Origin of the sequence: Cognatishimia sp. (assembly GCF_049116455.1) — a bacterium.
Classification (GTDB): domain Bacteria; phylum Pseudomonadota; class Alphaproteobacteria; order Rhodobacterales; family Rhodobacteraceae; genus Cognatishimia.
This window is the reverse complement of the sequence record NZ_JAGDYW010000002.1, coordinates 73,903-99,273: the sequence shown is the minus strand read 5'-3', so window position 1 is coordinate 99,273 and position 25,371 is coordinate 73,903. Positions and strand designations below refer to the sequence as shown.

The following is a 25,371-nucleotide window of genomic DNA, read 5'->3' as shown; positions in this document are numbered from 1 at the left end:
TTTGAGAAGGCGTAATTCCAGTGTTTGCTCCGCCACGAACTCCTGATTATGACTCTTTGAGCGAGCTACGCTCGGCCATTTAATCAAAAACTTCTCAAGTCAGGTCGACCTCTGAGAAAAGGTTCTGCCAGCGTCAATTGCTGTAGAGTTGGTGGCGCATAAAAATGCATGCACGAAGATTGGCACACCGCGAACTTTGCTCATTCTCCCAGCTCCCGACTTCGCTCAGCAGCTGCTGATAGACATCTCCTAAAGGTCTCAGGCAATCCATTGTCTTGCTCCAAAAGGACCTCGAGCCCAGCTGCCGTCGTTCCATTCGGTGACGTAACTTGCTCCCGGAGCTGGCTTGGATGCTCATCAAGCTCTTTCATGAGCGCACCAGCTCCAGCGACGGTGGAGGTGGCAAGGCGGGTGCTGATATCTGTTGATAAGCCCAGACCTATCCCTGCCGAAATTAATGCCTCTGTCATGGCAAACACGTACGCGGGGCCAGAGCCACTAAGCGCCGTGACCGCATGTAGTTGCTCTTCGTTTTGCAACAACACGGTTTCCCCGACCGTTGCAAAGATCATTTCCGCGGTCGCTAGCTGTGAGGCACCAACATTTCCATTTGAGACAAGCGCAGTGATGCCTTTCCCAACGGCTGCAGGTGTGTTTGGCATAGCACGCACGATTGGTGTTTCTGCGCCAAGCAGGGTTTCAAAGGTTTCTATCAATGTGCCTGCGGCGATTGAAATGAATAGTGTCACGCCATTCCCATATGCTTTTACATCTGGAATGGCCTCGCTCATGATTTGTGGTTTTGTCGCGATAACAGCAACGCTTGGGGCCTTTTCAGGGAGCTTATTCAAGATTACTCCCTTATCTTGAAGGCCCAAGAGCCAATCGGAGGGGCGGGGATCCATGACGGTGACTTGTTCACAGAGAAACCCTGCGTCGAGCCACCCGCGCAAAAGAGCGCTGCCCATCTTGCCACAACCCAGCAATAGAACACCGTTATCGCCTACATTCATGCCTGTTCTGCCTTTTGCGCCGCAACGTTTTCAGCAACCAGATTTTTATAAAGTTCGCGGATTTTTAACGTCATTGGCCCTGCGCCAACGGTTGTGCCAATAGGCCTTCCGTCGATTTCTGCGACGGGCGTTTGTGCCCCAAAGGTTCCGGTCAAAAACGCCTCATCTGCACCATAGGCTTCATAGAGGGAATAGTTCTTTTCTTTGACTGGAATATCGTTCGCAAGGCACAAGTCGATGACCTTTTGCCGTGTCACACCGTTCATGCAATAGTCACCCGTTGAGGTCCAAACCTCGCCGCGTCGAACAATGAAAAAGTTGCATGCGTTTGTGGTGTTCACAAAACCATGCGGGTCTAGCATCAGTGCTTCATCTGCACCGGCTTGCTCGGCTTGAAGGCTTCCAATTACACAATTCAATTTAGAGTGGCTGTTGTACTTAGCGTCTTGGCTCATGGGCAGGCCACGCACCTGAGGGACAGTCGCCAGGCGGATGCCGCTGTTTAGCAGCGTTTCGGCAGGCTTTGAGTGTTCAATAATAGCCACAACGGTTGGGCCGAATTTGCTGAGACCCGGATGCTGAAACGGTTTGGTTTTGCGGCCACGGGTGATCATCAGGCGGCAATGCGCATCTGAGGTCATTTCATTTGCTTCTGCCGTGCGGTTTAGCAAGTCTTTGATATCGTCAGGCGTCATGTCCAATTGGATCGATACGGATTTCAGGGAGTTAAACAAGCGATCCATATGTTCATCAAAGAAGGCCCATTGCCCATCATACAGCCGCATCCCTTCCCACATACCATCGCCGAGCATAAAGCCGCTGTCATACACCGATACAACAGCTTCAGCCTTAGGCACGATCTGCCCGTTCACATAGATTTTGATGGTGTCATTGCGCGTGTCTTTTTCGGCGTCGTGCGTTGAGTGACTCGGGGCTTGTTCTTCGATCATGCTATTCTCACGTTTAGTTAGTGCCCGATGACCTGCTCAAGAAATGTCTTGGCCCGGTCATGCTGAGGGGTGTCAAAAAATGTGTCTGGTTTGGCCTCTTCAAGGATTTCCCCGTCGGCCATAAAGATAACGCGATCTGCGACCTCTCGGGCGAAACCCATTTCATGGGTCACGCAAAGCATCGTGATCCCTTCCTCTGCTAGGCTCACCATCACGTCGAGAACCTCGGCGATCATCTCGGGGTCAAGGGCCGAAGTTGGTTCATCAAACAATAGGATTTCTGGATCCATACAAAGCGCACGGGCGATGGCAACACGTTGCTGCTGACCACCTGATAGCTCACCCGGATACTTCTGGGCTTGATCCAGAATGCGCACTTTTTCAAGATGCTTAAGCGCCGTTGCCTCCGCTTCAGCGCGTGGAATGTCGCGCACGATCATTGGGGCGAGCACGCAGTTTTCCAAGATTGACATATGAGGAAATAGGTTAAAGTGCTGAAACACCATCCCTGCTTCGCGGCGGATCGCTTCGATGTTTTCCAGATCGTCATCGAGTTCTGTCCCTAGAACGTTGACGGACCCAATCTGGAACTCTTCGAGTGCATTGATACAGCGGATGAGCGTAGATTTGCCCGAGCCTGATGGCCCACAGATCACCAGGCGCTCGCCCTTGGCTACATTAAGGTTAATATCTTTGAGCGCGTGAAAGGTGCCGTAGAATTTGTGCATTCCAGCAATTTTTACGGCGGGTTCTTGTTGAGAATTTCCGGACATATTTGCTCCCTTCAGATCGCGCCAAGAATGGCGTCGGCCGTCATTACATCTAGGTGAGCACCGCCACCGTTTTTGAAAATGGTAATTTCCTGTTCAGACGTTCGCCCAGCATGGCCCGCAGCAAGATCATAGAAGTCCGCAAGGATATCAGCTTCGGATATGACTCCTGCAGAAATCGGAATCATCAATTCCCCAATGTGGTGGATGGTGGTATCTCGGCTGTCCACAAATATGCGCCCCTTCTGGAGCAATGCATCATCCGCTTCCCGCATCTCAGCGCGGAAGGCACCAATTAGATCGACGTGCGTACCGGGTTGCACCCACTCACCCATCAGAACCGGAGTGCTGGACATGGTCGCGGTCACAATGATGTCAGAGTGCGATGCGGCCTCGGGCAGATCCGTGATGGCCTGAACGTTAACCTGGGCACTTTCAAAAGATTGCGCCAGCGCTTCGGCTTTGGAATGTGTGCGGTTCCATATCAGAATCTGCCGCAGGGATGGGAACAATTGCGAATAAGCCGATATCACATTTCCAGCCACGGCACCTGCGCCGAGCACCAGCAAAGTTTCACTATCTGGCCGCGCCAAATAACGTGCGCCAAGCGCACTATCGGCTGCGGTTTTCAGATCAGTGACCAAACCACTATCGATCACAGCACGTAGCCCGCCTTGAGAGTGATCAAACAACAGCATGGCGCCTTGGACTGATGGCAAACCCTGCGCCGGGTTTTGCGCAAAAACCGTCACGCTTTTCACGCCATATCCAAGGCCTTCGATCCAAGCAGATCGACTAAGCAAAGAGCTACCGGGCTCTCCCAAGAAAACGTCCTCGACCTTCGCCTTGGGCAGGCGGTGGCCTGCCTTCAGTGCCTCGGTCAAATTCAGCCAGTCCACCGGCGCGCTAAAATCGGCACGAGAGACATAGCGTGGTTGATCAGAGTGGGTCATTTTTTCACCACATCCATGAATTGACGTGTGACCGCATGCTGAGGGTTGTTGAACATTTGGTCTGGCGTGCCCTGTTCGACTATTTCACCGTCAGCCATCAGCAGAACGGAATCTGCAACAGCTTGGGCAAACCCCATTTCGTGGGTCACACAGACTATAGTCATGTTTTCTTTGGCAAGTTCCTGCATGACATCCAACACTTCAGAGATCATTTCAGGATCAAGCGCCGAAGTGGGCTCGTCAAAAAGCATCACCTCAGGCTTCAGACAAAGGGCTCGCGCCAAAGCAACACGTTGTTTTTGACCGCCCGACAATTGGTCTGGATACTTTTCAGCATGAATGTCGACATGCATCTTTTTTAATTGATCCATGGCTTCGACGGTTGCCGCAGCCCGGTCACGTCCAACAGAACGGATCTGTGGGAGAACACAGTTTTCCAAGATTGTCAGATGTGGGAACAGATTGAAGTTCTGAAACACCATACCAACTTTTTTGCGCACCGCTTCCAGATTTCTGGCGTCATCAGCAATGTCTAAGCCAAGGACTTCGAGCTGACCTGACGCAATACTTTCAAGACCGTTCATCGTCCGGATCAGGGTTGATTTCCCTGATCCAGAAGGCCCACAGACCACCAGAGTTTGACCTTGCGGCACATCAAGGTTGATCCCTTTCAGGGCGTGATGCGTGCCATAGTATTTGTTTACGGATTTAACCGAGATCGCATTATCAAGCATGACCAACCCTCATTCTGTTTTCTAGCCAAGCGCCATAGCGCGACAGACCAAAGACGAAGACGAAATACACCAAGGCTAAGAAGACGTAGACCTCGACAAATTGTTCGGTCCATTCCCCGCCACCAATGGCGGCATTGCCTGATGCCATGACTTCAAAGAACCCGATGATTGTGACGATCGACGTTTCTTTAAAGGTGATCACAGCTTGGTTGATGGTGGATGGCAGCGTGTTGCGAAAGGCTTGCGGCAGCAGGATATCTACAACTAGTGACCAGTATGGCATGCCTAGCGCAGCAGCCGCTTCTTCCTGACCCTGAGATGTAGACTGCAAGCCAGCACGAATGATCTCGGCCTGGTAGACCGCAAAGAAAACGGCAAAGGCAACGACGACACGTCCTAGTTTGTTGCCCTCAAGCCAATCCGGCACGAGCAACGGTACAACGACCGCCGCAGCAAACAAGATGGTCAATAGCGGTAGTGAGCGGACCAAATCGATGAACAACCCCGTTCCCTTTGCGATCACGGGCAGGCTGGAGCGCCGCGCCAATGCAAAGACAACAGCAAGTGGCATACCTAGGACGAAAACCGCAGAGAAGATGAAGATTGTGAGTGACAATCCACCCCACTGTTCTGAGGTCACCAACGGCAAGCCAGCAAAGCCGCCGCGCATCAGCAAAACAAAGGCTCCAAAACCGATCACCCAAAGGGCTGGCAGTTTTTTGATGGACCAAAAGGATGGCAAGCAAGACAGGCCAATCGTCAGTATCACAATCAAACAGGCCAATGTTGATCGCCACTGTTCCTCGTAAGGATAGAGGCCAAACAGGATCAAACGACCGCGGTCTTGGATCACTGCCCAGCAGGCACCAGCCCCATGGCCGCAATGTTCCTTGTTATCGACAGTCCAAATGGCATCCAAGATGGCCCAATTGGAAAGCTTGATGCACATCCAGATAAGAACAGCACCAAACAGGACGGTAAACACTGAGTTGAGCCAAGTGGAGAAGAAGTGTTTCTTCAACCAGTTGCCAAAACCTTGTTTTGGTATTGGAGGGACAACTGAAGTAGACATACTAGCTTCTCCCTTTGAGTTTTAGGCGTGAATTCAACAGGTTCATTGCAAACCCGATGGAGTAGTTCACAACAATGAAGCCCCCCATCAACAGAGCCAAAAGCTCCATGGTTTGGCCGGATTGGTTGATCGACGTAGACACGATGGCAAAATAGTCGGGGTACCCGATGGCAATCCCAACGGTGGTCCCTTTCATAAGCCAGATGTATTGATTGGAGAGCGAAGGCAGCATCGCTCGGAAGGCCAAAGGAATACGGATGTAGCGGTTGATCTGGAAAGCCGACATGCCCAGCGCGGATCCGGCTTCTAGCTTGCCCTTATCTACAGAGATAAGCCCGCCGCGAATGATCTCACCAATGTAAGACGCTCCAAATAGAGTTAGACCGATCAAAAGCGCCGAGAATTCAGGCTTCAGAGAAACACCACCAACAAACCGCAGGCCTTTTAGTTCTGGTACAGACCACAGAGGCACATCAGCGTCTCGCCCAGAGACCAACAAAACCACAAAAAGAGCGACAGCGGCTATAATCGCCAGAGACAGACGCAATCCGGTTTTTTTGGATTTAATAGATTTCAGTCCAAAGCCGATCGCGACACAACCAATCAAGAATATCAGGATATCCAAACCAGACAGGCTTGGAGCGGGCAGCATCAAACCGCGGTTGGAAAAGAACGCTATGTCGGCAAGCGAATACGCCCGACGTGGCCCCGGCAAATGTGTGAGGATCGCGTACCAGAAAAAGACTTGCAGAATGACCGGCACATTGCGGAACACTTCAACGTAGGTCGTGCCAACGAGCTTCAACAAGCTGTTGCTCGAGATGCGCATCAACGCCAGAAACAAGCCGAGAAGCGTTGCAAAGAAAAGGGTCATGAACCCAACAAGCATCGTATTCAGCAGACCTGCAAAAAGCACCTCTGTGTAGGTGGATCTAGGTCCGACATCTGTAAGGGAAAAACTAACGGGCCAACCTGTGGTTTGATTTAGAAATCCAAAACCAGTCGCAATGCCTTGGTCGGCAATATTCGTGCGTCCAACGATGATCGTTGCGAGAATAAACAATACCACTGCAGCAACGAACAATACCTGCACTGCAGTTCTTCTGAATTTTTGAGACGTAAAGAGCGTGGTCATGATGGCCCCTTTTTTTGGAAAAAAGGGCGCGCACGTGGCGCGCCCATTCGGGGATTAGTCAAGAACCAGCGGGTAAAGCAGACCGCCATTGTTCCAAAGGTTGTTCAAGCCGCGTGGGAGTTTGTAGCGAGAGTCATCGCCCACGGTACGGTCATAGATCTGACCATAGTTACCAACGGTTTTGATCACGTTGTATGCCCAGTCATCTTGCAAACCAAGACGCGTGCCCACACCGGGCGTCACACCCAGCAAACGCTCTACTGTTGCGGATGGCGGGTTGGCCTTCATGTCGTCAACGTTTTCAGATGTGATTCCGTTTTCTTCTGCCAGCAACAGAGCTGTCACCATCCAGTTGATGACATCAAGGAAGTCATCTTCGCCCTGACGCACAACAATGCCTTCTGGTTCAAGCTTGATCACGTCCCCGATGATAGTGAAATCGTCTGGGTTTGGCGCATTGACGCGAGTAGAGGACAGGAACGGGCCAAAGCCGGCAATCGCGTCACAACGTCCAGCGTAAAGTGCAGCGCGCAGCTCTTCGCCTTTTTCAAACGCCAGCGGCTGATATTCGATGCCGTTGGTTTCCATGTAATCAGCAAGAACACGCTCGACTGTTGTGCCCGCATTTACGCAGAATACACCACCTTCGAGATCAGAGATGCTTTCCGCACCCAGATCAGACCGGGACATCACATAGAATGGTCCGATGAAGTATGGGCGCGAGTATTGCAGGCCCAACTCGGTATCGCGTGTCATCGTCCAACCGGTCACTTTGATGATGACATCAATGTCGCCAGACTGGATCGCCGGGAAGCGCTGTGCCCAGCTGATCGGGATGATCTGAGCTTTGTCAGGGCTGCCCAAGATAGCGGTTGCCAGTGCACGACACATTTCGATGTCAAAACCCTGCCATTCGCCCTGTGCGTCAACTTCGGCAAAGCCAAGATAGCTGCCGTTGTGGCCTGTACAAAGCAGGCTGTCGCGTGCTTTGATCTCGCCCAGCACACCTTCGTCTTGTGCCTGAGCAGAGGTTGCACCGGCAAATGCCAGCGATGCAACAGTTGCAAGTTTCATTAGTTTATTAAGCATGTAACTCTCCGTTGGTATTTTGGATTTTGGAATGGCCTTGTTGGCTCTTGGACAAATTGTCAGTGGGTGGTTTCGAAATGCACCGTCACCTGATCCTTGGGCAGGAAGCACCCAAGTCCTGAAACTTTCGGGAGTGAAAACTGTCCAGGAAAATCAGGTGACGATACAAAGTTGAGCTGCTCGAAGAACACTTGATGAACGTAGTGGCGTTCAACATGTGCAATGTCTTTGCTCGCCGCTGCCAAGTGGCAGGCAGCAACCAGAGCAACTGAGGTTGACGAAACTTCGAGCGTTAAGCGAGTTTCGCTATTGGCGATAAGGCGCTGCAGTTCTTGCACACGGGAGATCCCCCCCACGGCAACCGGCGCTGTTTGAAGAAATGGAACTCGAACGTCCTCAACTAATTTTTGGTGGAGCTCATCACGGTATTCTGCCTCGGTGGCCATCACCGGTACGCCATGTTTGACCAGCGTTGCCATACCTGCGTAATCATGTGCAGCAACAGGTGACTGGAATGCCTCGATGCGATGGCGCGGCAACGCATCAAAAAGCCGCAAAGCTTGGTCTGCGGAGTACTTGTACACCCCGTCGACAATCAGCTTGTAAGGTTCTGGCAACGAGTCCAACGCAGCCATCACCCGTTTGACGTCGTCCTCGATAGAAAGCGCGCCAACCTTCATCTTCAAAATCTGAAAACCTGCATCCGCCATCGACCGCATTTCGACCTGTAAGTCTTGAAGGGTTTTCTGCTGACCATAGAGGCCGCCACTGCCATACAGCTGGAACTCCCCACCCGCATTCGGATCGATGGTTTGCCAAAGGGGTAGGTCTGAACTTTGCGCTTTCAGATCCCAGATCGCGATATCAATGCCTGACAAAGCAGACATCAACATGCCATGTCGCGCCGTCAAAGTAGCCCGAACAATTTGTTGCTGCGCCACATCAAATGCGTCTTCGACAGGAATGCCAACGAAATGAGGAATTACTTCGGTGCGCAAGAACGCCATCAGTGCATCGGGCGCTGTGTCAAAACACCAGCACTCACCCAAGCCCACTTGCCCACTGCTATCAACGATCTCGACAAAGACCGCGTACTTTTGGGTCCAGCGAATTGCAGGGTTCCAGATTTTGCCACCCAGATCATTGCAATGAGACGAGACCCGAATTTGACTGATTGTGGTCACGAGCGCGCCCCTGCGCCAAGGAAATCTGTCGTTTCAAATTGAAAGTCATCGTCAGATCTATATTGCAAAGCCTTCAGGAACCGGTCGTGGAACTGAACCGTGTGTTCGTGCGCAATGCGATCTGCCAAGGCAACATCTTGCGCTTCGATGGCATCGACAAAGTCGTCGTGTTGATCATCCAAGACATCCCAACGCCCCTGTGCGTCCAAAAAGTTAATATGGATGTGCAGCAACCGTCGCGCCTCTGATAGGAGCTCGCCATATTGACGCACGACGTATGGATTTTTTCCCGCAAGCGCGACGGCGTTGTGAAACTCAAAGTTCGCCTGAAGGGTTTCAAACGCTTTTGCAGAGTGAACGGCTTCACGATATTGATCCGACAGATTTCGCAGGTTAGTCAAATCATCTGTGCTGCGATTGCGGGCTGCAAGGCGAGTCGCATAGCGCTGTTGCAGATCCAACGCTTCGATGAAGTTGGAGAAATTCATCAAATCAACGGGTGCAACAATGGTGGTGCGGTTTGGTAGCGCTTCCACCAAACGCTCGGCCAGCAATCGATTGAGAACTTCGCGAATGGGCGACCGAGAAACGTTGAAACGCTTGGAAAGCCCTGTTTCATCCAAAGGCGTACCTGGCTCCAACGCTAACGTTAGAATCTCACGGCGCAACACATTGCAAATCTCTGTCGCAGCCGAGCCGCGTTGATAAGACTTGGTTTCAGTCATTTTTCTCCCAACCCCAAGATTACATTAAGCACGCGCCTGATTCCTTGTATACAATTTGCATACAAGATGGCGCAACGAAGAACCTATGTCCACCAATTTCCATGAGGGAAATTATACATAATATTAACAAAAGGTTATGCCGCTCGCACCACAATGAGAGACACCTACATACTCGTCAGATGTCCAGCAGCGATGTTGATAAGCGTGTCTATTCTTCTATATGAAACTGCGTATAAAATTTGGATTTCTGCCTGCAGCCACGGGATGCCGCGCATTGATGCAATCAGACAGGGCAGATAACCGAACAGACGTTCTATCCTGGCGTAAGCAATATGGTGGTATGCACTGCTGTCTGACCAGAAATACAATCTCTTTCAATCTCGAAAGCAAACACAAATGATGATTTCAGATTGAGGGGCCAATTTTCTCCAAATACTCAATGTCTTTTACTAACAATGACTTATTGGAGAGTAATGGCGCTCTGGGGAGGATTCGAACCCCCGACCCCTTGATTCGTAGTCAAGTACTCTATCCAGCTGAGCTACCAGAGCGCGGTATGAGGGGCGGTTTAAAGTTAACCCCAAATGGGCGCAAGAGCAAAAATCAAAAAAAGATTCAGATTTCTACAATATCTCCCTTCGGCAGGCAGATTCCAAAACTTGTGCCAGTCTCATCACTCTTCAAAAGGTCGAGCATACCGCCATGACCTTTGATCAACTCAGCTGAAATCGCCAACCCCAAACCAGTGCCTCCTTTTCGCGCACCGCCTTGAAATGGCTGAAACAAATACTCTTTCGCTTTCGGCGGCAGGCCCGGACCGGTGTCGGAAATTTGAATGCTCCAAGTCTCATCCTGTTCTTCAGCAGACACCATTATCTCTGCAGGCTTTCCAGCTGTGACAATCGCCTGACGCGCATTGCGCACAAGGTTAGAGAGAACGCGATATAGCTGTTCGGAATCAGCACGCACCATCATGTCACTTGGCACATTGTCAGCAAGACTCAGGTCAAAGTCGCCGACAGCCAAGCGTTCGGAGGCGAGGACGTCTTCGACCAAATCCGAGAGGTTCACTTCGGTTAGACGCGGTGCAGGTTCTTCGGCCTTGCCATATGCCAGAGTGCTTTCACAGAGATGCACGGCCCGCGTGATCGAGTTCACCAGCTTTGGCGCCATGCGCTTCACCGTGGGGTCTTCAGACATTTCGATCCGGTCGGTGAAAAGCTGGGCTGAGGTCAAGATATTGCGCAGATCGTGGCTGACTTTTGCAACGGCGCCGCCAAGTTGCGCCAGACGTTCTTTTTGGCGCAGTGAGGAAGTCAGCTCGGTTTGCAAAGTCTGCAGCGCTTCTTCGGCTTCACGCAGCTCGATAACGCCTGCGGACGGCTGGATGATCCGGCGCGCATCCTCTGGGGCCGCGGCATAGCTTTGCATATAGCCAACCACGCCCTTGATTGGCTTCACCAAAATCATCCTGACCACAATAAATAACAGCGTCGCTGTGAAGATCGAGATCACGGCTGATAGCAGTAGAATGTTGAGCCCGTAATCAATCATCGCGCTGCGCAGATCTTTGGTCCAAATCGTGACTTCAATCAGCAGGCCTGCATCCCGTACAGGCGCTCCGATCACCCGAATGACTTCTGGCTCGGGATTAAACAAACGCGACATGGCATCCATGATCAGCGTGGTTGCCTTACGGTCCCTAAGATCGAAGGTCCTATCAATCGGAGCAGGCATTTCAGAGGATAACATCAGCTGACGCACCTCATCACGCCTGAGAACAACGTTATACACTTCGGCATTGCGCAGAAGCTCTTGTTCGAGCTCTTCAGCGATCATGTCATCCGCCAGCAAGGCCAACGACGCAATCTGAGCGCGCTCAAGGCGTGATAGCAGATAGTCCTCGCGGAATCGGGCAATTGAGGGAACAAAGATCAAGATCTCTGCCAGCATCACAAAAATGATGGTCAGAAACAGGAACCGCCCTGAAAGTGTCTTAAACATCGCCCCTCGCCCCATTACCTCGGTCCCCTCACGGCAACCAGCGTTGGACAAATCCAACCACACGTTTCACCTTAGGGTTCTCAAACAGCCTTGGCGAGAAATATGCACCAGCAGCCCGTTTGTTCAACTCACCCACTGTTGGATATGGCGCAACCATATTGGCGACTGCGCTCATCTTGAGTTTATTCGCAATCACAAGCGCCCAGAGGTTAATCAGCTCGCCAGCCTGATATCCAGCAATCGACGCCCCTACCGGTCGTCCTTTAATCACCATGACTTTGATCAGACCGGCTGTTTTGCGGTCGGCGATCGCGCGGTCGTTGTGGTTAAAATGGAACCGCGCCACTTCAAGCTTATCGCCATGAATGTCGCGCGCTTGCGCTTCTGTCAGGCCGACCTGAGCCAATTCCGGGTCGGTATAGGTCGCCCATGGAATATGATCGGTGCGTTCTTTGGCCGGCAGACCAAACAGCGCCGAGCGAATGATCAGTCCAGCGTGATAGCCTGCAACATGGGTAAACTGCAGCCCGCCAGCAACATCCCCAATCGCGTAGACCTTTTTGTTGGTGGTGCGCATACCAGCATCGACTTTGATCCCGGTGCGTGTTTTCTCAATGCCTGCGGCTTCGAGGTTGAGCTTGTCGATGTTAGGTTTCCGCCCGACAGCCATCAGCAAATGCGTGCCCTTGAAAACGCGGCCATCTTTGGTTTCGACCTCAATCGCGCCTGCTTCCCCGCGAATTTCCTGCGCCAAAGCATCTTCGGCAATTTCGATGCCCTCGCCCCGAAGGTTTTCAAGCACAACAGCAGCCATTTCCGGATCGTCTTTGCCCAGCGCTTTCATGCCTTCAATCACAGTGACCTCTGATCCCAGCCGACGGTGTGCTTGGGCCATTTCCAATCCGATTGGCCCGCCGCCAATCACCAAAAGATGCTTGGGCTGTTCGCGCAGCTCAAAGAGGGTTTCATTGGTTTCATAAGGCACGCTTTCCAAACCGGGGATTAGTGGGACCAGCGGCGAAGAACCCGTAGAGATCACAATCCGGCGCGCTGTAATAACAGTATCGCCCGCCTTCACTTCGGTCGCAGAGATAAATTCGCCGTATTCCTGAATGACGCGCACGCCCAGTCCTTCGAACCGCTCAACGGAATCATTTGGTTCAATTTCGGCGATGACATCCGCAACATGATCTTTGGCGGCCGCGTAATCCACTTTCGGAGTGACATCTGCAACGCCGTATTTACTGGCATGGCTTTGCGCCCAAGCCGCTTTACCGGAGGCTATCAACGCTTTGGATGGTACACAGCCAAAGTTCAGGCAATCGCCGCCCATTTTATGGCCTTCCAGCAGGGTGACATCCGCCCCCATCTGCACCGCACCAGCCGCAACTGACAGCCCCCCAGAGCCTGCACCAATGACAAGCAAATCGGTTTTGATCTTATTCATTGGAAAATGTCCTTATTTGCCACGAACGGCTTTGATGACGATTGGAAGAGCGGCAAGAGCGCAGAGGCCGAGGATAGGCAGCAGGATTTGAGGCTCAAAAATAATGCCAAGATTTGGCGTTTCACCGCGCTCAAACACTTCACCCAAGCCCGCACCAACAGAGGTATAAACCACACCACCCGGAATGATGCCGACGAATGTAGAGATCAAGAAACGACGCAGAGGCACGCCAACAAGAGCAGGCACAAGGTTTGCGACAAAGAATGGAACAGCAGGCACCAAACGGATCAGGAACAGCATGGACCATTGATTTTCATCAATACCATCTTTGATCTTCTTCACGGCGCCTTCAGAGCCTTCCATTTTGGCCGCAAGCTTTTCGCCAAGACCCCAGCGGGCGGCTAGAAAGATCAACACGGCACCAACAGTTGCGGCACTGACATTAAATAAAGCACCTGGGAAGGTGGCAAACAAGAAGCCACCCGTCAGTGTGGCAATGGTTGCACCCGGCAAACTAAAGGCAACGATTGTGATATAGGCCAACATAAAGACGCCAATCGTCAGAGCATAATTCGCATCTCTAAATGCCAACAAAGCCTCACGGTTGTCCCTAAGTGTTTCAAAACTCAGATAATCACGCAGAGTAAAAGCCCCTACGACCGCTACAATCAGAATGGCAATCAAAGGTAGGTTTCGAAGTATCGTCTGGGCAAAGCCGCTTTTCGGGGTATCGGTCATATCACTCATTTCTCGTCTCTCGTCTAATTCGGTTTCCCCCAAGATGCGGACGGGCGCAATAAATGGGTATAGACTTCACGCGCGGTTGATGATCTTCACGACTTCTGTGAACACCAGGCCCGTTTTACGACGGTTTTGAAACATATCATGCGGTTTCGCGGGATTTTTGTTGCAAAAGCAGTTTTGGGCGTTTGACTTCTCTTAATCTCAGCCCTATTAGCAGGGCTTCGAATAGAACACGCACCCGACGTGAGTCGCGGAGCGAATAACTAAAGTACGGAGACGGAGCGATGAAACGCACCTATCAACCCTCGAACCTGGTTCGCAAACGCCGCCACGGCTTCCGTGCGCGCATGGCTACAAAAGCTGGTCGCAAGATCATCAATGCGCGTCGCGCGCAAGGCCGTAAGTCTCTGAGCGCGTAAGCCTCAGCAGCACTGCGAGTTAAGACATGACGCCGCCGGAGGCCCCATTGGATGGCACAGCCAGCCGAAGGGACATACCTCCGGCGGCTTCGTCGTGTTTACAGCACAGTACACCTTTGCATGTTCTGAAAAAACGATCTGATTTCTTGTTGGCCGCGCGGGCGCGCAAACAGGGTGTTGGATCCATGATGGTTCAGGCCCGAAAACGCCGCGCTGAGGAATCAGCCTGTGCTAACGAAGTCCGGGTTGGCTACACCTGTTCCAAGAAAGTTGGCAACGCAGTAGCGCGCAATCACGCAAAACGCCGAATGCGTGAAGTGGCCCAAGCGATCTTGCCAACTCTGGGCAAGCCGGGCTGGGACTACGTTTTGATTGGCCGCGCTAAGACAACAGCCACCCGTCCCTTTGAAGATCTTAAGAACGACCTTAAGTATGCACTCAAGAAGTTGCATGCACCACGGAGCAACGCCCCGTCCAAAGGCCGACCAAAATCCAAATGAGCCCCCTCGCCCATATCGTCGCCCTGCCCATCCGGGCCTATCGACTGATTTTCAGCCCTTGGGTTGGCTTTAATTGTCGCTATCAACCAACCTGTTCGGCCTATGCGCTTGAAGCGCTCGAAAAACACGGTCCGATCAAAGGTACAGTGCTCACAGCCAAACGTCTGGGACGCTGCCATCCTTTGGGTGGGGATGGCTATGATCCAGTTCCCGACTGCGCCTGCGCCGAGAAGAAAGACCAAGCGAAGAAGTCGGATTGTTGCTGACGTGCAACAACTTTTGCGGGTATTGATTTATCACCTTTGCGCAGCAACATTCACTGCTAAGGTGCGCGCACGTTCAACAAATACAAAGGAGGCAAATGATGAAATATTTTGAAACCAATTGCTTCCGAGCTATCTGGCTGCCTCGACATTCTTGATTGGCACCCGGAAACTTAGGTTTCCGCTCTGAACGCTTCCTGATCAATATCTGATATCTTTCGTGCAAGCGGAATCCGTCTGCTCATTGGTCAACATTCAAACCCAACTAACCTGAGGACCACTGCGTTGTGCGCGTGGAAACCCAATGAATCATGCCATTTATCACAATGCTCAGAAAGAGCTTGCCTTTGAAATCTCTTACCTGATCGCCAAATTCGGCCGAAGGAAAGCTCTTTTGGCGATCCTATTCACCTATTGGAAGGGCAAAGGGCGTCCGCCTGACACAGCCTTTAGAATGAGCAATCATTTACGCAGTGACATCGGACTCGCTCCGTTTCAAGAGCCGCCCCCGGCGCACCGATCTGAAACGATCTAACCCGAAACCACCATCGCTGACCAGATGGTACCCGGTCGCAAATCAATTTGCGGCCGGCCCTGAGGGCCTACGTAAAATCAACTTAAAATTGCAGAAAATCCAATGACAAACAACGAAACACACAACCCGATCCCCGACCTGAATGGTGAAATCGCAAATCTGGCACAACAATTTGGCCGCACAAATCTTTTCCTGGCCCTGTTAAAGGCGATTGTCCGGGTCAAATCACGGCCACCAGATGCTGACCAACTGGATAACCGCCTGCGGCGCGACATGGGCCTGCCCGAGCGCGTGGCGGATCCGATTGATCTCTTTTGGGGTATGAAACGTTAATCCAAAGGGGCATTGCGCATCAGCGCTTTGCCCCTTTTCCTAATGTCGTTTCGATGGCATAGGAACGCGCATGCTTGATGATGATCTCGACGATATCCACCCGCTGTTTCACGGTGCCCCTTCCACCGCCAGCTTTAAAAAGCTGCGCAAGCGGATTGTACGCTATACGCGTGAGGCGATTGAACAATATGGCATGATCGAACGCGACGCGCGTTGGTTGGTCTGCCTGTCCGGCGGCAAAGATAGCTATACATTGCTCGCGGTGCTTTATGAGCTGAAATGGCGTGGGCTTTTGCCTGTCGATCTTCTGGCCTGCAATCTGGATCAAGGCCAGCCGAATTTCCCGGCGACAGTCCTCCCTGCATTCCTAGAAAAAATGGGCGTCCCGCACCGGATCGAATATCAAGACACCTATTCTATTGTGAAAGACAAGGTGCCCGCTGGCCGAACCTATTGTGCACTCTGTTCCCGCCTGCGCAGAGGTAATCTATACCGCATTGCCCGCGAAGAAGGCTGTTCTGCAGTTGTATTGGGTCATCACCGCGATGATATCCTTGAAACCTTCTTTATGAACCTGTTCCATGGTGGTCGTCTCGCAACGATGCCTCCAAAACTGGTAAATGAGGAGAAGGACCTCTTTGTCTATCGCCCGCTCGCACATGTCGCCGAAGCAGATTGTGAGAAATTCGCAAAAGCGATGAACTATCCCATTATTCCTTGCGATTTATGTGGCAGTCAGGACGGGCTTCAACGCCAGCAGGTCAAGCAAATCCTAGACCAATGGGAACAGAACAGCCCAGGTCGGCGTCAGGTGATGTTCCGCTCCCTTATGAACATCCGTCCGAGCCATATGCTGGATCCAAAAATCTTTGATTTTGTTGGGCTTGCGCGCGAGACGATAAAATTAGAAGAAAAAAACGAGAACATTCCGGATCTACGTTAAGCGAAACCTTAGCATCGTTGGATATGGTCTGCGCAACGGGTGTGCCGATTGCCAGAAAGGTTCCAGGATGTCGCCGCAAAAGTCGTCGGATCGTTTTTTGATCCAGACCCAGCTGAAATGGGTGAAAAAACGCCCCGAGATCGTGGGGCTTGCCTATGGCCTCTTGTGCATGTCTATCTATTTTTCAGGTGGCAATCCTTGGCTGATGGGCACAGCGCTACTTGCGCCTGCCGCCGCACTCTTCCTTTTGCGCCATCTCATTTTTCAAAGCTACAACGAACAACCTGCAGACGGCCTAACAGGGCTGCGCATTCCGGAAACGATTTTTGAAATCGGCGAAGGCTGGCGGATTGAGACCACAGAAAACCAAAGGAAATTTGCCTGTTTTTCAGTCGGCTTGGATGACTTTAAGGATTTCAAATCTCGACATGGTGATACAGCGGCACAGCAGGTGCAACGCATGACTGCTTCACGCATATTGCGAGGGTTGCGCGAAGACGACATTTTGACTCGCACAGAAGAGGGCGAGTTCATGTTTATACTCACCCCTGTTCGGCATCTTGATTTGGAAAACTGCATCCAACTGGCGTCGCGCCTAAAAACAGCCATCGAAGCCGCCATGCCTCTTGATGCGACGACACTGCGCATGGCGGCGTCAATTGGATTTTGCCGAAATGACCAACTTGAGGCGGACCACTTTCAGGACATCGCCGAAGCCGCATCCATGGCTATGCGCGAAGCAACGCGCAGTGGAACCTCTGCCATTCGATCCTATTCAGACGACCTAAAAGAGCGCGAAAAGACCCGCTCCAAGCAGCATGACGAAGCCACAAATGCTTTGCAACTTGACCAAATTCAAGCGTGGTTTCAGCCTCAGATTTCAAATGAAACGGGGAAAATTACTGGATTTGAGGCTTTGGCAAGATGGAAACATCCCGAGCGAGGTATCTTGTCGCCTGCTGAATTCATGGAAGCGCTCACTAAAACTGGTCAATTAGAACGGCTGGCAGACTATATGCTGAAGCGATCGTTAGAAGCGCAGTCCACCTGGGAAAAAAACGGGTTTGTCATCCCGCATGTCGGCGTGAATTTTGCAGGCGAAGAGCTGCGCAACCCCATGCTAGTTGAAAAAATTCACTGGGAGCTTGACCGTTTTAACCTCTCTCCGAGTCGTATATCGATCGAAGTCCTTGAAACCGTCATTGCCGATGCCGCCGATGGCGCGATCTCTCGCAATGTTAATGGGCTGGCAAATCTTGGATGTTTCATCGACCTAGATGATTTTGGCACAGGTCATTCGTCGATCAGTTCAATCCGGCGCTTCGCTGTTTCTCGCCTGAAAATCGACCGCTCCTTTGTTATGAAAGTCGATCAAGATCCGGAACAGCAGAAACTTGTTTCAGCAATTGTTACCATGGCGGAACGCCTTGGCATGGAGACCTTGGCCGAAGGCGTTGAAACCGCAGGCGAACACGCAATGTTGGCGCAACTTGGGTGCCACCATGTGCAGGGATATGGCATCGCACACCCCATGCCATTTGAAAAAACGATTCCTTGGATGAAGGAATACAGAGCCACGCTTATGGGCCCACCCCAGATTCGTGCTCAGTAAGCGCGAAATCCTGAACTCAGCAACCAAGCAACCCTTATTTGTATGGAATTCACTTGACCTTTGGGGCCTACCTCTGTTGAACCACCATGAACAGATCCACGTACCCGCCTAGACGAGGGCTTGAAGTGGATCAGGTTTGAAAACAGATAAAGTCAGCTGGCCTTTCGTAAGCCAGCTAGGACAAAGACAGGTGGCCCTGCGCAATGGACGACAATAACAAGAACCTCATTCTTGCAACCGCACTTAGTGTTCTCGTACTGATCGGGTGGTTTTACTTCTTCCCGCCGCCGGAACCGGCGATCACCGAAGACCCAAATGCTGCGACAACAACTGAAACAACGCCTGTTGCCGCCACTCCAACTGTCGGATCCGCTGCTGTTGAAACAACAACCGCAATCGCTGCTGAAGCCACATCCAATGCAGATGCCCCGCGTGTTGATATCGATACAGCACGTTTGAAGGGTTCGATTTCACTGCAAGGTGGCCGCATTGACGATCTGTCGCTGAAAAATTACCGCGAAACGCTGTCCGAAGACTCTGACATTGTACACCTCTTCAAGCCAACCGGCACAGAAGGTAGCTATTATGCGCTTTACGGTTGGGCACCTGGTTCTGGCTTGAACGCCGATGCGGTTCCAAGCGCTAATACAATTTGGTCAGTTTCCTCTGGCGTCGCTTTGACTGAAGAAACACCTGTGACATTGACGTGGGACAACGGCGCTGGCTTGGTCTTTACCCGTGAGATCTCTGTTGATGAGAACTTCATGTTCTCGGTCAAGCAAGGCGTAACAAACAACGGTGCCGGAACCGTTTCTTTGGCACCTTACGGGATTCTTGCCCGCCATGGTGAGCCACAGGATCTTAAGAACTTCTTCATCCTGCATGAAGGTCTGGTTGCAATGTCTGACGGCGAGTTGAGTGAAGCAAGCTATGATGACTTGGCGGACTATGACTTCAATGCCGCAGAAGGCGCAAAAGCTGAGGTTACTCAAGTCACTGAAAGTGGCTGGATCGGGTTTACCGACCACTACTGGATGGCGACTTTGATCCCATCACAAACAAGCGCATTCAAATCAGTTTCTAAATACGACGAACGCCGCGACATCTTTCAAACCGAAGCTGTGTTGCCGACGCAAACGCTTGCAGATGGCCAGACTGTAACCGTCGATAGCCAACTTTTTGCAGGCGCCAAAGACTGGGCCGCAATCCGTGACTATCAAAACGAAGGTGGCGTCAAAGGCTTCCTTGACAGCATCGACTGGGGTTGGTTCTTCTTCCTGACGAAACCGATGTTCGCGGTTCTGCATTGGCTGAACACGCTGATCGGCAATATGGGTTGGGCGATCATTGGCCTGACTGTTTTGATCAAAATCATCGTCTTCCCGCTGGCTTATAAATCTTATGCTTCCATGGCGAAGATGAAGGAACTGCAGCCAGAAATGGAAAAGCTGAAGGAAAAGGCTGGCGATGACCGCCAGAAAATGCAGCAATCCATGATGGAGCTTTACAAGAAAGAAAAAGTGAACCCAGCGGCTGGTTGTCTGCCAATCCTGCTTCAGGTTCCGATCTTTTTCTCGCTCTATAAGGTGATTTTTGTCACGCTAGAACTGCGCCACGCCCCTTGGGTTGGTTGGTTGAAAGACCTGTCAGCACCTGATCCAACATCGATCTTTAACGTTTTTGGCGCCCTGCCATACACAGTGCCAGAACTCGGGGTCTTTTCCTTCTTCTCCCTTGGTATCCTGCCGATCCTGCTGGGCATTTCCATGTGGCTGCAACAGAAACTGAACCCGGCTCCAACAGATCCAACGCAAAAGATGATTTTTGCTTGGATGCCGTGGGTCTTCATGTTCATGCTGGGCACGTTTGCATCCGGTCTGGTTGTCTACTGGATCGCCAACAACACGATCACCTTCATCCAGCAATATTCGATCATGCGTATTCACGGCTACAAGCCCGATGTTTTTGGCAACATCAAATCGGGCTTCAAACGCAAAGAAAAGGCTGACGAAAAGTGATGATCTCGGTCGCGGCCCTCTGGCGCCATCCTATCAAAGCTCATGGCCGCGAACCTCTTGAGCGCATTGCGCTTGAGGTCGGCAAATGCATGCCTTGGGATCGACATTGGGCCGTGACACATGAAGGTACCAAAGCGGACGGGTCCGAATGGGCCCGCTGCATCAACTTTTCTCGTGGTGCAAGTGCACCGCAGCTGATGGCGATCGTCTGCAAGTTAGATGAGACCTCAGGCAAGTTGACACTCAGCCATCCTGAGTTGTGGGATTTGACGATCGACCCTGAACGGGACTCTCAGAAGTTCACCGAGTGGGTGCGGCCCATTATGCCTGCCGAGCGCCGGCAGTCGACGGGTATAATGAAAGTCCCAGGCGTTGGGCTGACGGATTCCAGCTGGCCATCCATTAGTATTCTGAACCTTGCTTCCAATAAGGCCCTAGGCGCTACGCTGGATGCGGATTTGTCGATGGATCGTTGGCGTGGCAACATTCACTTGGACGGTTTGCAGCCATGGCAGGAATTTGACTGGGTTGGCAAATCCATCCGTATCGGCACCGCTGAATTTGAGGTGTGTGAACGGATCGAACGTTGCAAAGCCACCACCGTCGACCCTGAGACCGGCGCATATGATTATGATACACTCAAAAGCCTGCGTGATAATTTCGGCCATTTGCATTTCGGCGTAAAAGCCTATGTGAGCAAAGCCGGTGAAATCGCGCGTGGCGACACAGCAGAGGTGCTCTGATGCAACTCCCCTTCCCCCTTGTCGAAGAACCAGATGACGCGAGCCGTGAAAAGGGCCGCAAATTGTTTGTTGGCAGCAATGCCGATTTCTTAAAAGGCGTCGTTGCGATGGATGGCCTGCCAGGAGATGACCGGATTGAAGTCTGTTTTGCAGGTCGATCCAATGTCGGTAAGTCCAGCTTGATCAACGCACTAACGGGTCGAAAAGGCCTCGCGCGCGCGTCGAACACGCCCGGACGCACACAAGAAATCAACTATTTCACGTTGGCTGAAAGTCACTATCTGGTCGACCTGCCCGGCTATGGGTTTGCCAATGCGCCAATTCCAGTCAAAGAAAAGTGGCAACGGTTGCTAAAACGCTACCTGTCTGGACGTGTCAGCCTGCGCCGTGCATTTGTTCTGATCGACAGCCGTCATGGTGTGAAAGCTGTCGACGATGAGATCATGTCACTGCTGGATAGCTCTGCTGTCACTTTCCAGGTTGTGATGACAAAGGCCGATAAGGTTAAAGAGAAAGACCGGGAAAAAACTATGGAACAGGTGCGCCAGGCACTGTCCAAACACCCTGCCGCTTTCCCCGAATTGGTTGTCACATCGAGCGAAAAAGAATGGGGACTGCCCACTTTGCGCGCGCTCATTGCCAATTTGACCTAAGGCATCGGCACTTGGGGCCTTAAAACCCATGGCAAACCTTTGGCAAACCCGCTAACAGGGTCAGCCAAAGGGACCAAAATATGAAGAAGCAAAACATGAACCGCGATTGGATCGCCACCGCCCGCACCCTGTCACAAGCCTTGCCTTACCTGCAACGCTACACAGGTGCGATTGTTGTCATTAAGCTTGGCGGTCACGCCATGGGCAGCGATGAAGCGATGGAAGAATTCGCGCGCGATGTTGTGCTGATGCAAATGGTTGGCATTCACCCGGTTGTTGTGCATGGCGGCGGCCCAATGATCAACGCAATGCTCGAAAAGCTGCAGATCAAATCAGAGTTTGTAAATGGTAAACGTGTAACCGATGCTGCGACGGTTGAAGTCGTTGAAATGGTTCTGTCGGGCACCGTAAACAAGCGCATAGTACAAGCGATCAACCGTCAAGGCGGTAAGGCGGTAGGTCTTTCTGGCAAAGATGCAAACTTGATGCTTTGCACGCAAACCAATCCTGATCTTGGGTTTGTTGGCACCCCCACTAAAATGAACCCAGAAGTTCTGCAGGATCTGTTTGCCAATAACACAATTCCAGTCATCGCCCCTCTGGGTGCTGGTGAAAATGGCGAAACCTTTAACATCAACGGTGACACAGCAGCAGGCGCGATTGCAGCCTCACTGAACGCGGATCGCTTATTGCTATTGACTGATGTCGCGGGTGTGAAAAACGCTGAAGGTGACGTCGTCACGGAACTGAAAGCCCAGCAGATTAAAGACATGACGGCCGAGGGCGTAATTGCAGGTGGTATGATCCCAAAAACCGAAACAGCCTTGAACGCCATTCAAGACGGTGTGCGCGCTGTGGTTATTTTGGATGGCCGCGCGCCGAACGCGACTTTGCTGGAGCTGTTCACCGATCACGGGGCCGGCTCGATGATCCGCGGCGACGACGACTAACCCAAATGTGAGCGCAAGCCATTTGACTTGCGCCTCCACGCGCCTACTGTTGGCGTATGGAATATGAAGCAGCGATACGCCTTGGTGTTTTTTTCGGACTTTTCATCGTCTTAGCAGGCGTTGAAACGCTTATCCCACGCCGTCCGCGACAACACAGTCGGACGTCTCGTTGGGTTACAAATTGGGCAATGTCCCTTCTCAATTCTGGTACCTTACAGCTGATGGCTTTCCTGCTTCCTGCACTTGCAGCCGGGGCAGCCTTTGATGCAGCCACAAATGGCTGGGGACTGTTTAATCTATTGGATGCCCTGCTTTGGGCAGAGGTTATCCTTGCAATCCTGATCTTTGATTTCGCAATTTGGTTGCAGCATTTGATCACGCACAAAGTCCCACTTTTGTGGCGCCTGCATCAGGTTCACCACGCTGACCGCGACATCGATGTGACGACTGCCATTCGCTTTCACCCCATCGAAATCGCCTTTTCGATGCTCCTGAAAATTGGGCTGGTATATGCGCTTGGACCAAGCGTTTTTGCGATTGTTTTGTTTGAAATAATGCTGAATGGGACGGCAATGTTTAACCATTCTAACATTCGTCTACCATTGGGTTTAGATGCTGTGGTGCGTAGGGTGTTGGTAACCCCTGATATGCACCGGGTGCATCATTCAGTGCATCGGCATGAACATGACAGCAACTATGGGTTTTCGCTTTCCATATGGGACCGCATTTTTGGAACCTATATCGCGCAGCCTGAGGCGGGGCATGACGCCATGACAACCGGATTGAGATGGCAAGATGATCGCCCAGCCAAATTGGTCTGGTCCCTTGCATTGCCGTTTCGTAAGAAATGATCAATTCAAGGCTAAAGACGCATGGGTTGGCCATCGTTGGAGGATTTCACCCCGAAGACGATGAATGGTTTAAAGGCTATCAAACTGCATTAATGATCGGCCCAGATGAGCCTCAATTCTGGCCACATTTTACAACGCAGAAAGAATTTTTAGATGGTCTGCCCGATGCAATGGACCGCTTTTCCAAACGGATCTTGCAAGATGTTGCAGCTGATTTAGACGCGCTGACCTACTTCCCTTCTGATGGTCCGCCTTATCCGCCCTTTATCCAATGGGCGCTTGCAGCGGGTTGCTTTTCATCTCCAGTGGGCCTGCTGGTGAACAGCAATGCCGGTTTGTTCGCGTCTTTCCGAGGCGTTCTCGCCCTTAAGGAAAAGCTCGACCTTCCCCGATTGCCATATACCCCATGCGACACCTGTCAGGCTCACCCCTGTGAGACAGCTTGCCCCATAGGGGCACTCACCCCCTCAGGCTACGATGTAGAAGCGTGCAAGAGCTACCTTAGATCAGATGAAGGACGGGCCTGCCGATCCGGCTGCAAAGTTCGACTAAGCTGCCCTGCGTCAAAAAAATTTGGCAGGGTTGCTGCACAATCTGAATTCCATATGAAGGCATTTATTCGAGAATGACCAAACGTCTTATTCTGATGCGCCACGCTAAATCCAGTTGGGATCACGTGGGCCCTGACCACGACAGACCGCTGAATGCTCGCGGATTTAAGTCAGCACCTGCTGTTGGGCAGTGGTTGCGATTTAGTGGATTTCTGCCCGACGCGATCCTGAGTTCCAGCGCAAAACGTACTCGCGAAACATATGAAGGCTTGGGATTCGAAGGGCCAAAACGATTTGAGCGTAGCCTCTATCTTGCGGATCCCGAAACCATGCTGGATGAGTTAAAGAAAGAGTCTGCTGAGGTGATCCTGATGCTTGGGCATAACCCGGGTATTGCAGCTTTCGCCGAGATGCTTGTTGCAGAGCAGCCGGATCACAGTCGGTTCTTTGACTATCCGACCTGCGCAACGACCGTGATGGATTTTGCGATCGATGATTGGCAAGCGCTGAAATATGGCACCGGGCATGTGCAGGGTTTTGTTATCCCGCGCGAACTCACCTAAGGCCTTGCCTCCCCATCAACTTTCCGCCTAACTGACTTCAGTGAAACAGGAGATTTTATGTCCCGCTGATTGAGGCGCGATTTGCGCGTCAAGTCTACACATCCCAAATGACTTACCCGCCTTGGCGGAGCAAAGGATGTGCCATGATTCAATCAAAGCCCGCAACGGGCATAAGGACATCAAATGATTTTACCCTATAGCGCTTCTGACAAAGATGCCGTTCTTCACATTTGGAAAGCAGCGAGCGCCATCGCGCATCCGTTTCTTTCCGCAGACGTCACCAATCAAGCCGAAGCTATGATCCGCGATCAATTGCTTGATATGGCCGAAGTCTGGATGGTGGAATATTCCGGTCAAAAAGTCGGCTTTATCGCCTTTCTTGGTGATGAAATAGGCGGGCTTTTTGTGCTGCCTGACTATCAAGGCCTTGGCATTGGTCAAAAACTCTTGGTCAAAGCCAAAGAGGCCCGTGCAGAATTGACCCTTAGCGTTTTCACCGAAAACCCAAAAGCCCAAGGCTTTTACCAACATCATGGGTTTCGGGAAACGGAACGGCTGACCAGCGACTTCTTTGGACATGAAGAAATCCGCATGCTTTGGTGCAAGCCTTAAACGAA

Annotated in this window: 28 protein-coding genes and 1 tRNA gene; 15 read left to right on the top strand and 14 right to left on the bottom strand. The window is 51.7% G+C overall.

Going from position 1 to position 25,371, the window contains the following annotated elements; translation table 11 throughout:
• Positions 1-200 precede the first annotated feature (200 nt).
• The 14 genes from proC to JXQ85_RS03960 all read right to left on the bottom strand — a co-directional run bounded on the left by proC (position 201) and on the right by JXQ85_RS03960 (position 13,814).
• A complete protein-coding gene (gene proC, locus JXQ85_RS04025) occupies positions 201-1,013 on the bottom strand; it encodes a pyrroline-5-carboxylate reductase (protein ID WP_421747579.1) in 813 nt (270 codons plus the stop codon).
• Positions 1,010-1,963: an aminotransferase class IV gene (locus JXQ85_RS04020; RefSeq protein WP_421747577.1), complete on the bottom strand. Its 954-nt coding sequence runs from the start codon at positions 1,961-1,963 to the stop codon at positions 1,010-1,012. Before JXQ85_RS04020 ends, proC begins: the two co-directional genes overlap by 4 nt.
• Before the next feature lie 17 nt (positions 1,964-1,980).
• Positions 1,981-2,736 carry an amino acid ABC transporter ATP-binding protein gene (locus JXQ85_RS04015; protein ID WP_421747575.1) on the bottom strand — a complete coding sequence of 252 codons (756 nt, stop codon included), beginning with the start codon at positions 2,734-2,736 and terminating at the stop codon, positions 1,981-1,983.
• An 11-nt stretch (positions 2,737-2,747) separates the two neighbouring features.
• Positions 2,748-3,686, bottom strand: a complete 939-nt coding sequence (locus tag JXQ85_RS04010; protein WP_421747573.1) for an ornithine cyclodeaminase family protein — start codon at positions 3,684-3,686, stop codon at positions 2,748-2,750.
• Positions 3,683-4,420 carry an amino acid ABC transporter ATP-binding protein gene (locus tag JXQ85_RS04005; RefSeq protein ID WP_421747572.1) on the bottom strand — a complete coding sequence of 246 codons (738 nt, stop codon included), beginning with the start codon at positions 4,418-4,420 and terminating at the stop codon, positions 3,683-3,685. Before JXQ85_RS04005 ends, JXQ85_RS04010 begins: the two co-directional genes overlap by 4 nt.
• Entirely contained in the window at positions 4,413-5,492 is a 1,080-nt protein-coding gene (locus JXQ85_RS04000; protein WP_421747570.1) for an amino acid ABC transporter permease, read from the bottom strand. Before JXQ85_RS04000 ends, JXQ85_RS04005 begins: the two co-directional genes overlap by 8 nt.
• Position 5,493: 1 nt before the next feature.
• Entirely contained in the window at positions 5,494-6,627 is a 1,134-nt protein-coding gene (locus JXQ85_RS03995; RefSeq protein WP_421747568.1) for an amino acid ABC transporter permease, read from the bottom strand.
• A 54-nt stretch (positions 6,628-6,681) separates the two neighbouring features.
• Positions 6,682-7,716: a transporter substrate-binding domain-containing protein gene (locus JXQ85_RS03990; RefSeq protein WP_421747567.1), complete on the bottom strand. Its 1,035-nt coding sequence runs from the start codon at positions 7,714-7,716 to the stop codon at positions 6,682-6,684.
• A gap of 59 nt (positions 7,717-7,775) precedes the next feature.
• On the bottom strand, positions 7,776-8,900 hold the full coding sequence (locus JXQ85_RS03985; protein WP_421747566.1) for a mandelate racemase/muconate lactonizing enzyme family protein: 1,125 nt from the start codon (positions 8,898-8,900) through the stop codon (positions 7,776-7,778).
• Entirely contained in the window at positions 8,897-9,625 is a 729-nt protein-coding gene (locus JXQ85_RS03980; protein ID WP_421747565.1) for a GntR family transcriptional regulator, read from the bottom strand. Before JXQ85_RS03980 ends, JXQ85_RS03985 begins: the two co-directional genes overlap by 4 nt.
• A gap of 474 nt (positions 9,626-10,099) precedes the next feature.
• Positions 10,100-10,176 (bottom strand) — tRNA-Arg (locus tag JXQ85_RS03975).
• 64 nt (positions 10,177-10,240) lie between these two features.
• Positions 10,241-11,629 (bottom strand): sensor histidine kinase, encoded by a 1,389-nt coding sequence (locus JXQ85_RS03970; protein WP_421747564.1) that lies wholly within the window; start codon positions 11,627-11,629, stop codon positions 10,241-10,243.
• Between the two features lie 28 nt (positions 11,630-11,657).
• A complete protein-coding gene (locus JXQ85_RS03965; RefSeq protein WP_421747563.1) occupies positions 11,658-13,076 on the bottom strand; it encodes a dihydrolipoyl dehydrogenase family protein in 1,419 nt (472 codons plus the stop codon).
• A gap of 12 nt (positions 13,077-13,088) precedes the next feature.
• A complete protein-coding gene (locus tag JXQ85_RS03960) occupies positions 13,089-13,814 on the bottom strand; it encodes a TVP38/TMEM64 family protein (protein ID WP_421747731.1) in 726 nt (241 codons plus the stop codon).
• Positions 13,815-14,104: 290 nt separating this feature from the next.
• On the opposite strand from JXQ85_RS03960, the gene rpmH reads away from it, so the two are divergent.
• The 15 genes from rpmH to JXQ85_RS03885 all read left to right on the top strand — a co-directional run bounded on the left by rpmH (position 14,105) and on the right by JXQ85_RS03885 (position 25,366).
• Positions 14,105-14,239 carry a 50S ribosomal protein L34 gene (gene rpmH / locus JXQ85_RS03955; protein WP_037911188.1) on the top strand — a complete coding sequence of 45 codons (135 nt, stop codon included), beginning with the start codon at positions 14,105-14,107 and terminating at the stop codon, positions 14,237-14,239.
• A gap of 26 nt (positions 14,240-14,265) precedes the next feature.
• Positions 14,266-14,739, top strand: a complete 474-nt coding sequence (gene rnpA, locus JXQ85_RS03950; RefSeq protein WP_421747562.1) for a ribonuclease P protein component — start codon at positions 14,266-14,268, stop codon at positions 14,737-14,739.
• The gene (gene yidD / locus JXQ85_RS03945) at positions 14,736-15,005 is read left to right on the top strand and encodes a membrane protein insertion efficiency factor YidD (protein WP_421747561.1); all 270 of its coding nucleotides are present in this window, start codon (positions 14,736-14,738) and stop codon (positions 15,003-15,005) included. The genes rnpA and yidD overlap by 4 nt, the downstream gene beginning before the upstream one ends.
• A gap of 301 nt (positions 15,006-15,306) precedes the next feature.
• The gene (locus JXQ85_RS03940) at positions 15,307-15,537 is read left to right on the top strand and encodes a hypothetical protein (protein ID WP_421747560.1); all 231 of its coding nucleotides are present in this window, start codon (positions 15,307-15,309) and stop codon (positions 15,535-15,537) included.
• Positions 15,538-15,639: 102 nt separating this feature from the next.
• Entirely contained in the window at positions 15,640-15,870 is a 231-nt protein-coding gene (locus JXQ85_RS03935; RefSeq protein ID WP_421747559.1) for a hypothetical protein, read from the top strand.
• Positions 15,871-15,940: 70 nt separating this feature from the next.
• Complete coding sequence (ttcA, locus tag JXQ85_RS03930; protein ID WP_421747558.1) at positions 15,941-16,813, top strand: tRNA 2-thiocytidine(32) synthetase TtcA; 873 nt, start codon at positions 15,941-15,943, stop codon at positions 16,811-16,813.
• A gap of 67 nt (positions 16,814-16,880) precedes the next feature.
• Positions 16,881-18,425: a putative bifunctional diguanylate cyclase/phosphodiesterase gene (locus JXQ85_RS03925; protein WP_421747557.1), complete on the top strand. Its 1,545-nt coding sequence runs from the start codon at positions 16,881-16,883 to the stop codon at positions 18,423-18,425.
• A gap of 203 nt (positions 18,426-18,628) precedes the next feature.
• Positions 18,629-20,443 carry a membrane protein insertase YidC gene (gene yidC, locus JXQ85_RS03920; RefSeq protein ID WP_421747556.1) on the top strand — a complete coding sequence of 605 codons (1,815 nt, stop codon included), beginning with the start codon at positions 18,629-18,631 and terminating at the stop codon, positions 20,441-20,443.
• Complete coding sequence (locus tag JXQ85_RS03915; protein WP_421747555.1) at positions 20,443-21,186, top strand: MOSC domain-containing protein; 744 nt, start codon at positions 20,443-20,445, stop codon at positions 21,184-21,186. Before yidC ends, JXQ85_RS03915 begins: the two co-directional genes overlap by 1 nt.
• Entirely contained in the window at positions 21,186-21,839 is a 654-nt protein-coding gene (yihA, locus tag JXQ85_RS03910; RefSeq protein ID WP_421747554.1) for a ribosome biogenesis GTP-binding protein YihA/YsxC, read from the top strand. Before JXQ85_RS03915 ends, yihA begins: the two co-directional genes overlap by 1 nt.
• Positions 21,840-21,919: 80 nt before the next feature.
• Entirely contained in the window at positions 21,920-22,789 is an 870-nt protein-coding gene (gene argB, locus JXQ85_RS03905; protein ID WP_421747553.1) for an acetylglutamate kinase, read from the top strand.
• Positions 22,790-22,845: 56 nt separating this feature from the next.
• Positions 22,846-23,640: a sterol desaturase family protein gene (locus JXQ85_RS03900; RefSeq protein WP_421747552.1), complete on the top strand. Its 795-nt coding sequence runs from the start codon at positions 22,846-22,848 to the stop codon at positions 23,638-23,640.
• Positions 23,641-23,666: 26 nt separating this feature from the next.
• Entirely contained in the window at positions 23,667-24,269 is a 603-nt protein-coding gene (locus JXQ85_RS03895; protein WP_421747551.1) for a ferredoxin, read from the top strand.
• Positions 24,266-24,754, top strand: coding sequence for a SixA phosphatase family protein (locus JXQ85_RS03890; RefSeq protein WP_421747550.1), 489 nt, complete (start codon positions 24,266-24,268; stop codon positions 24,752-24,754). Before JXQ85_RS03895 ends, JXQ85_RS03890 begins: the two co-directional genes overlap by 4 nt.
• Positions 24,755-24,937: 183 nt before the next feature.
• Positions 24,938-25,366, top strand: coding sequence for a GNAT family N-acetyltransferase (locus JXQ85_RS03885; protein WP_421747549.1), 429 nt, complete (start codon positions 24,938-24,940; stop codon positions 25,364-25,366).
• Positions 25,367-25,371: the final 5 nt, after the last annotated feature.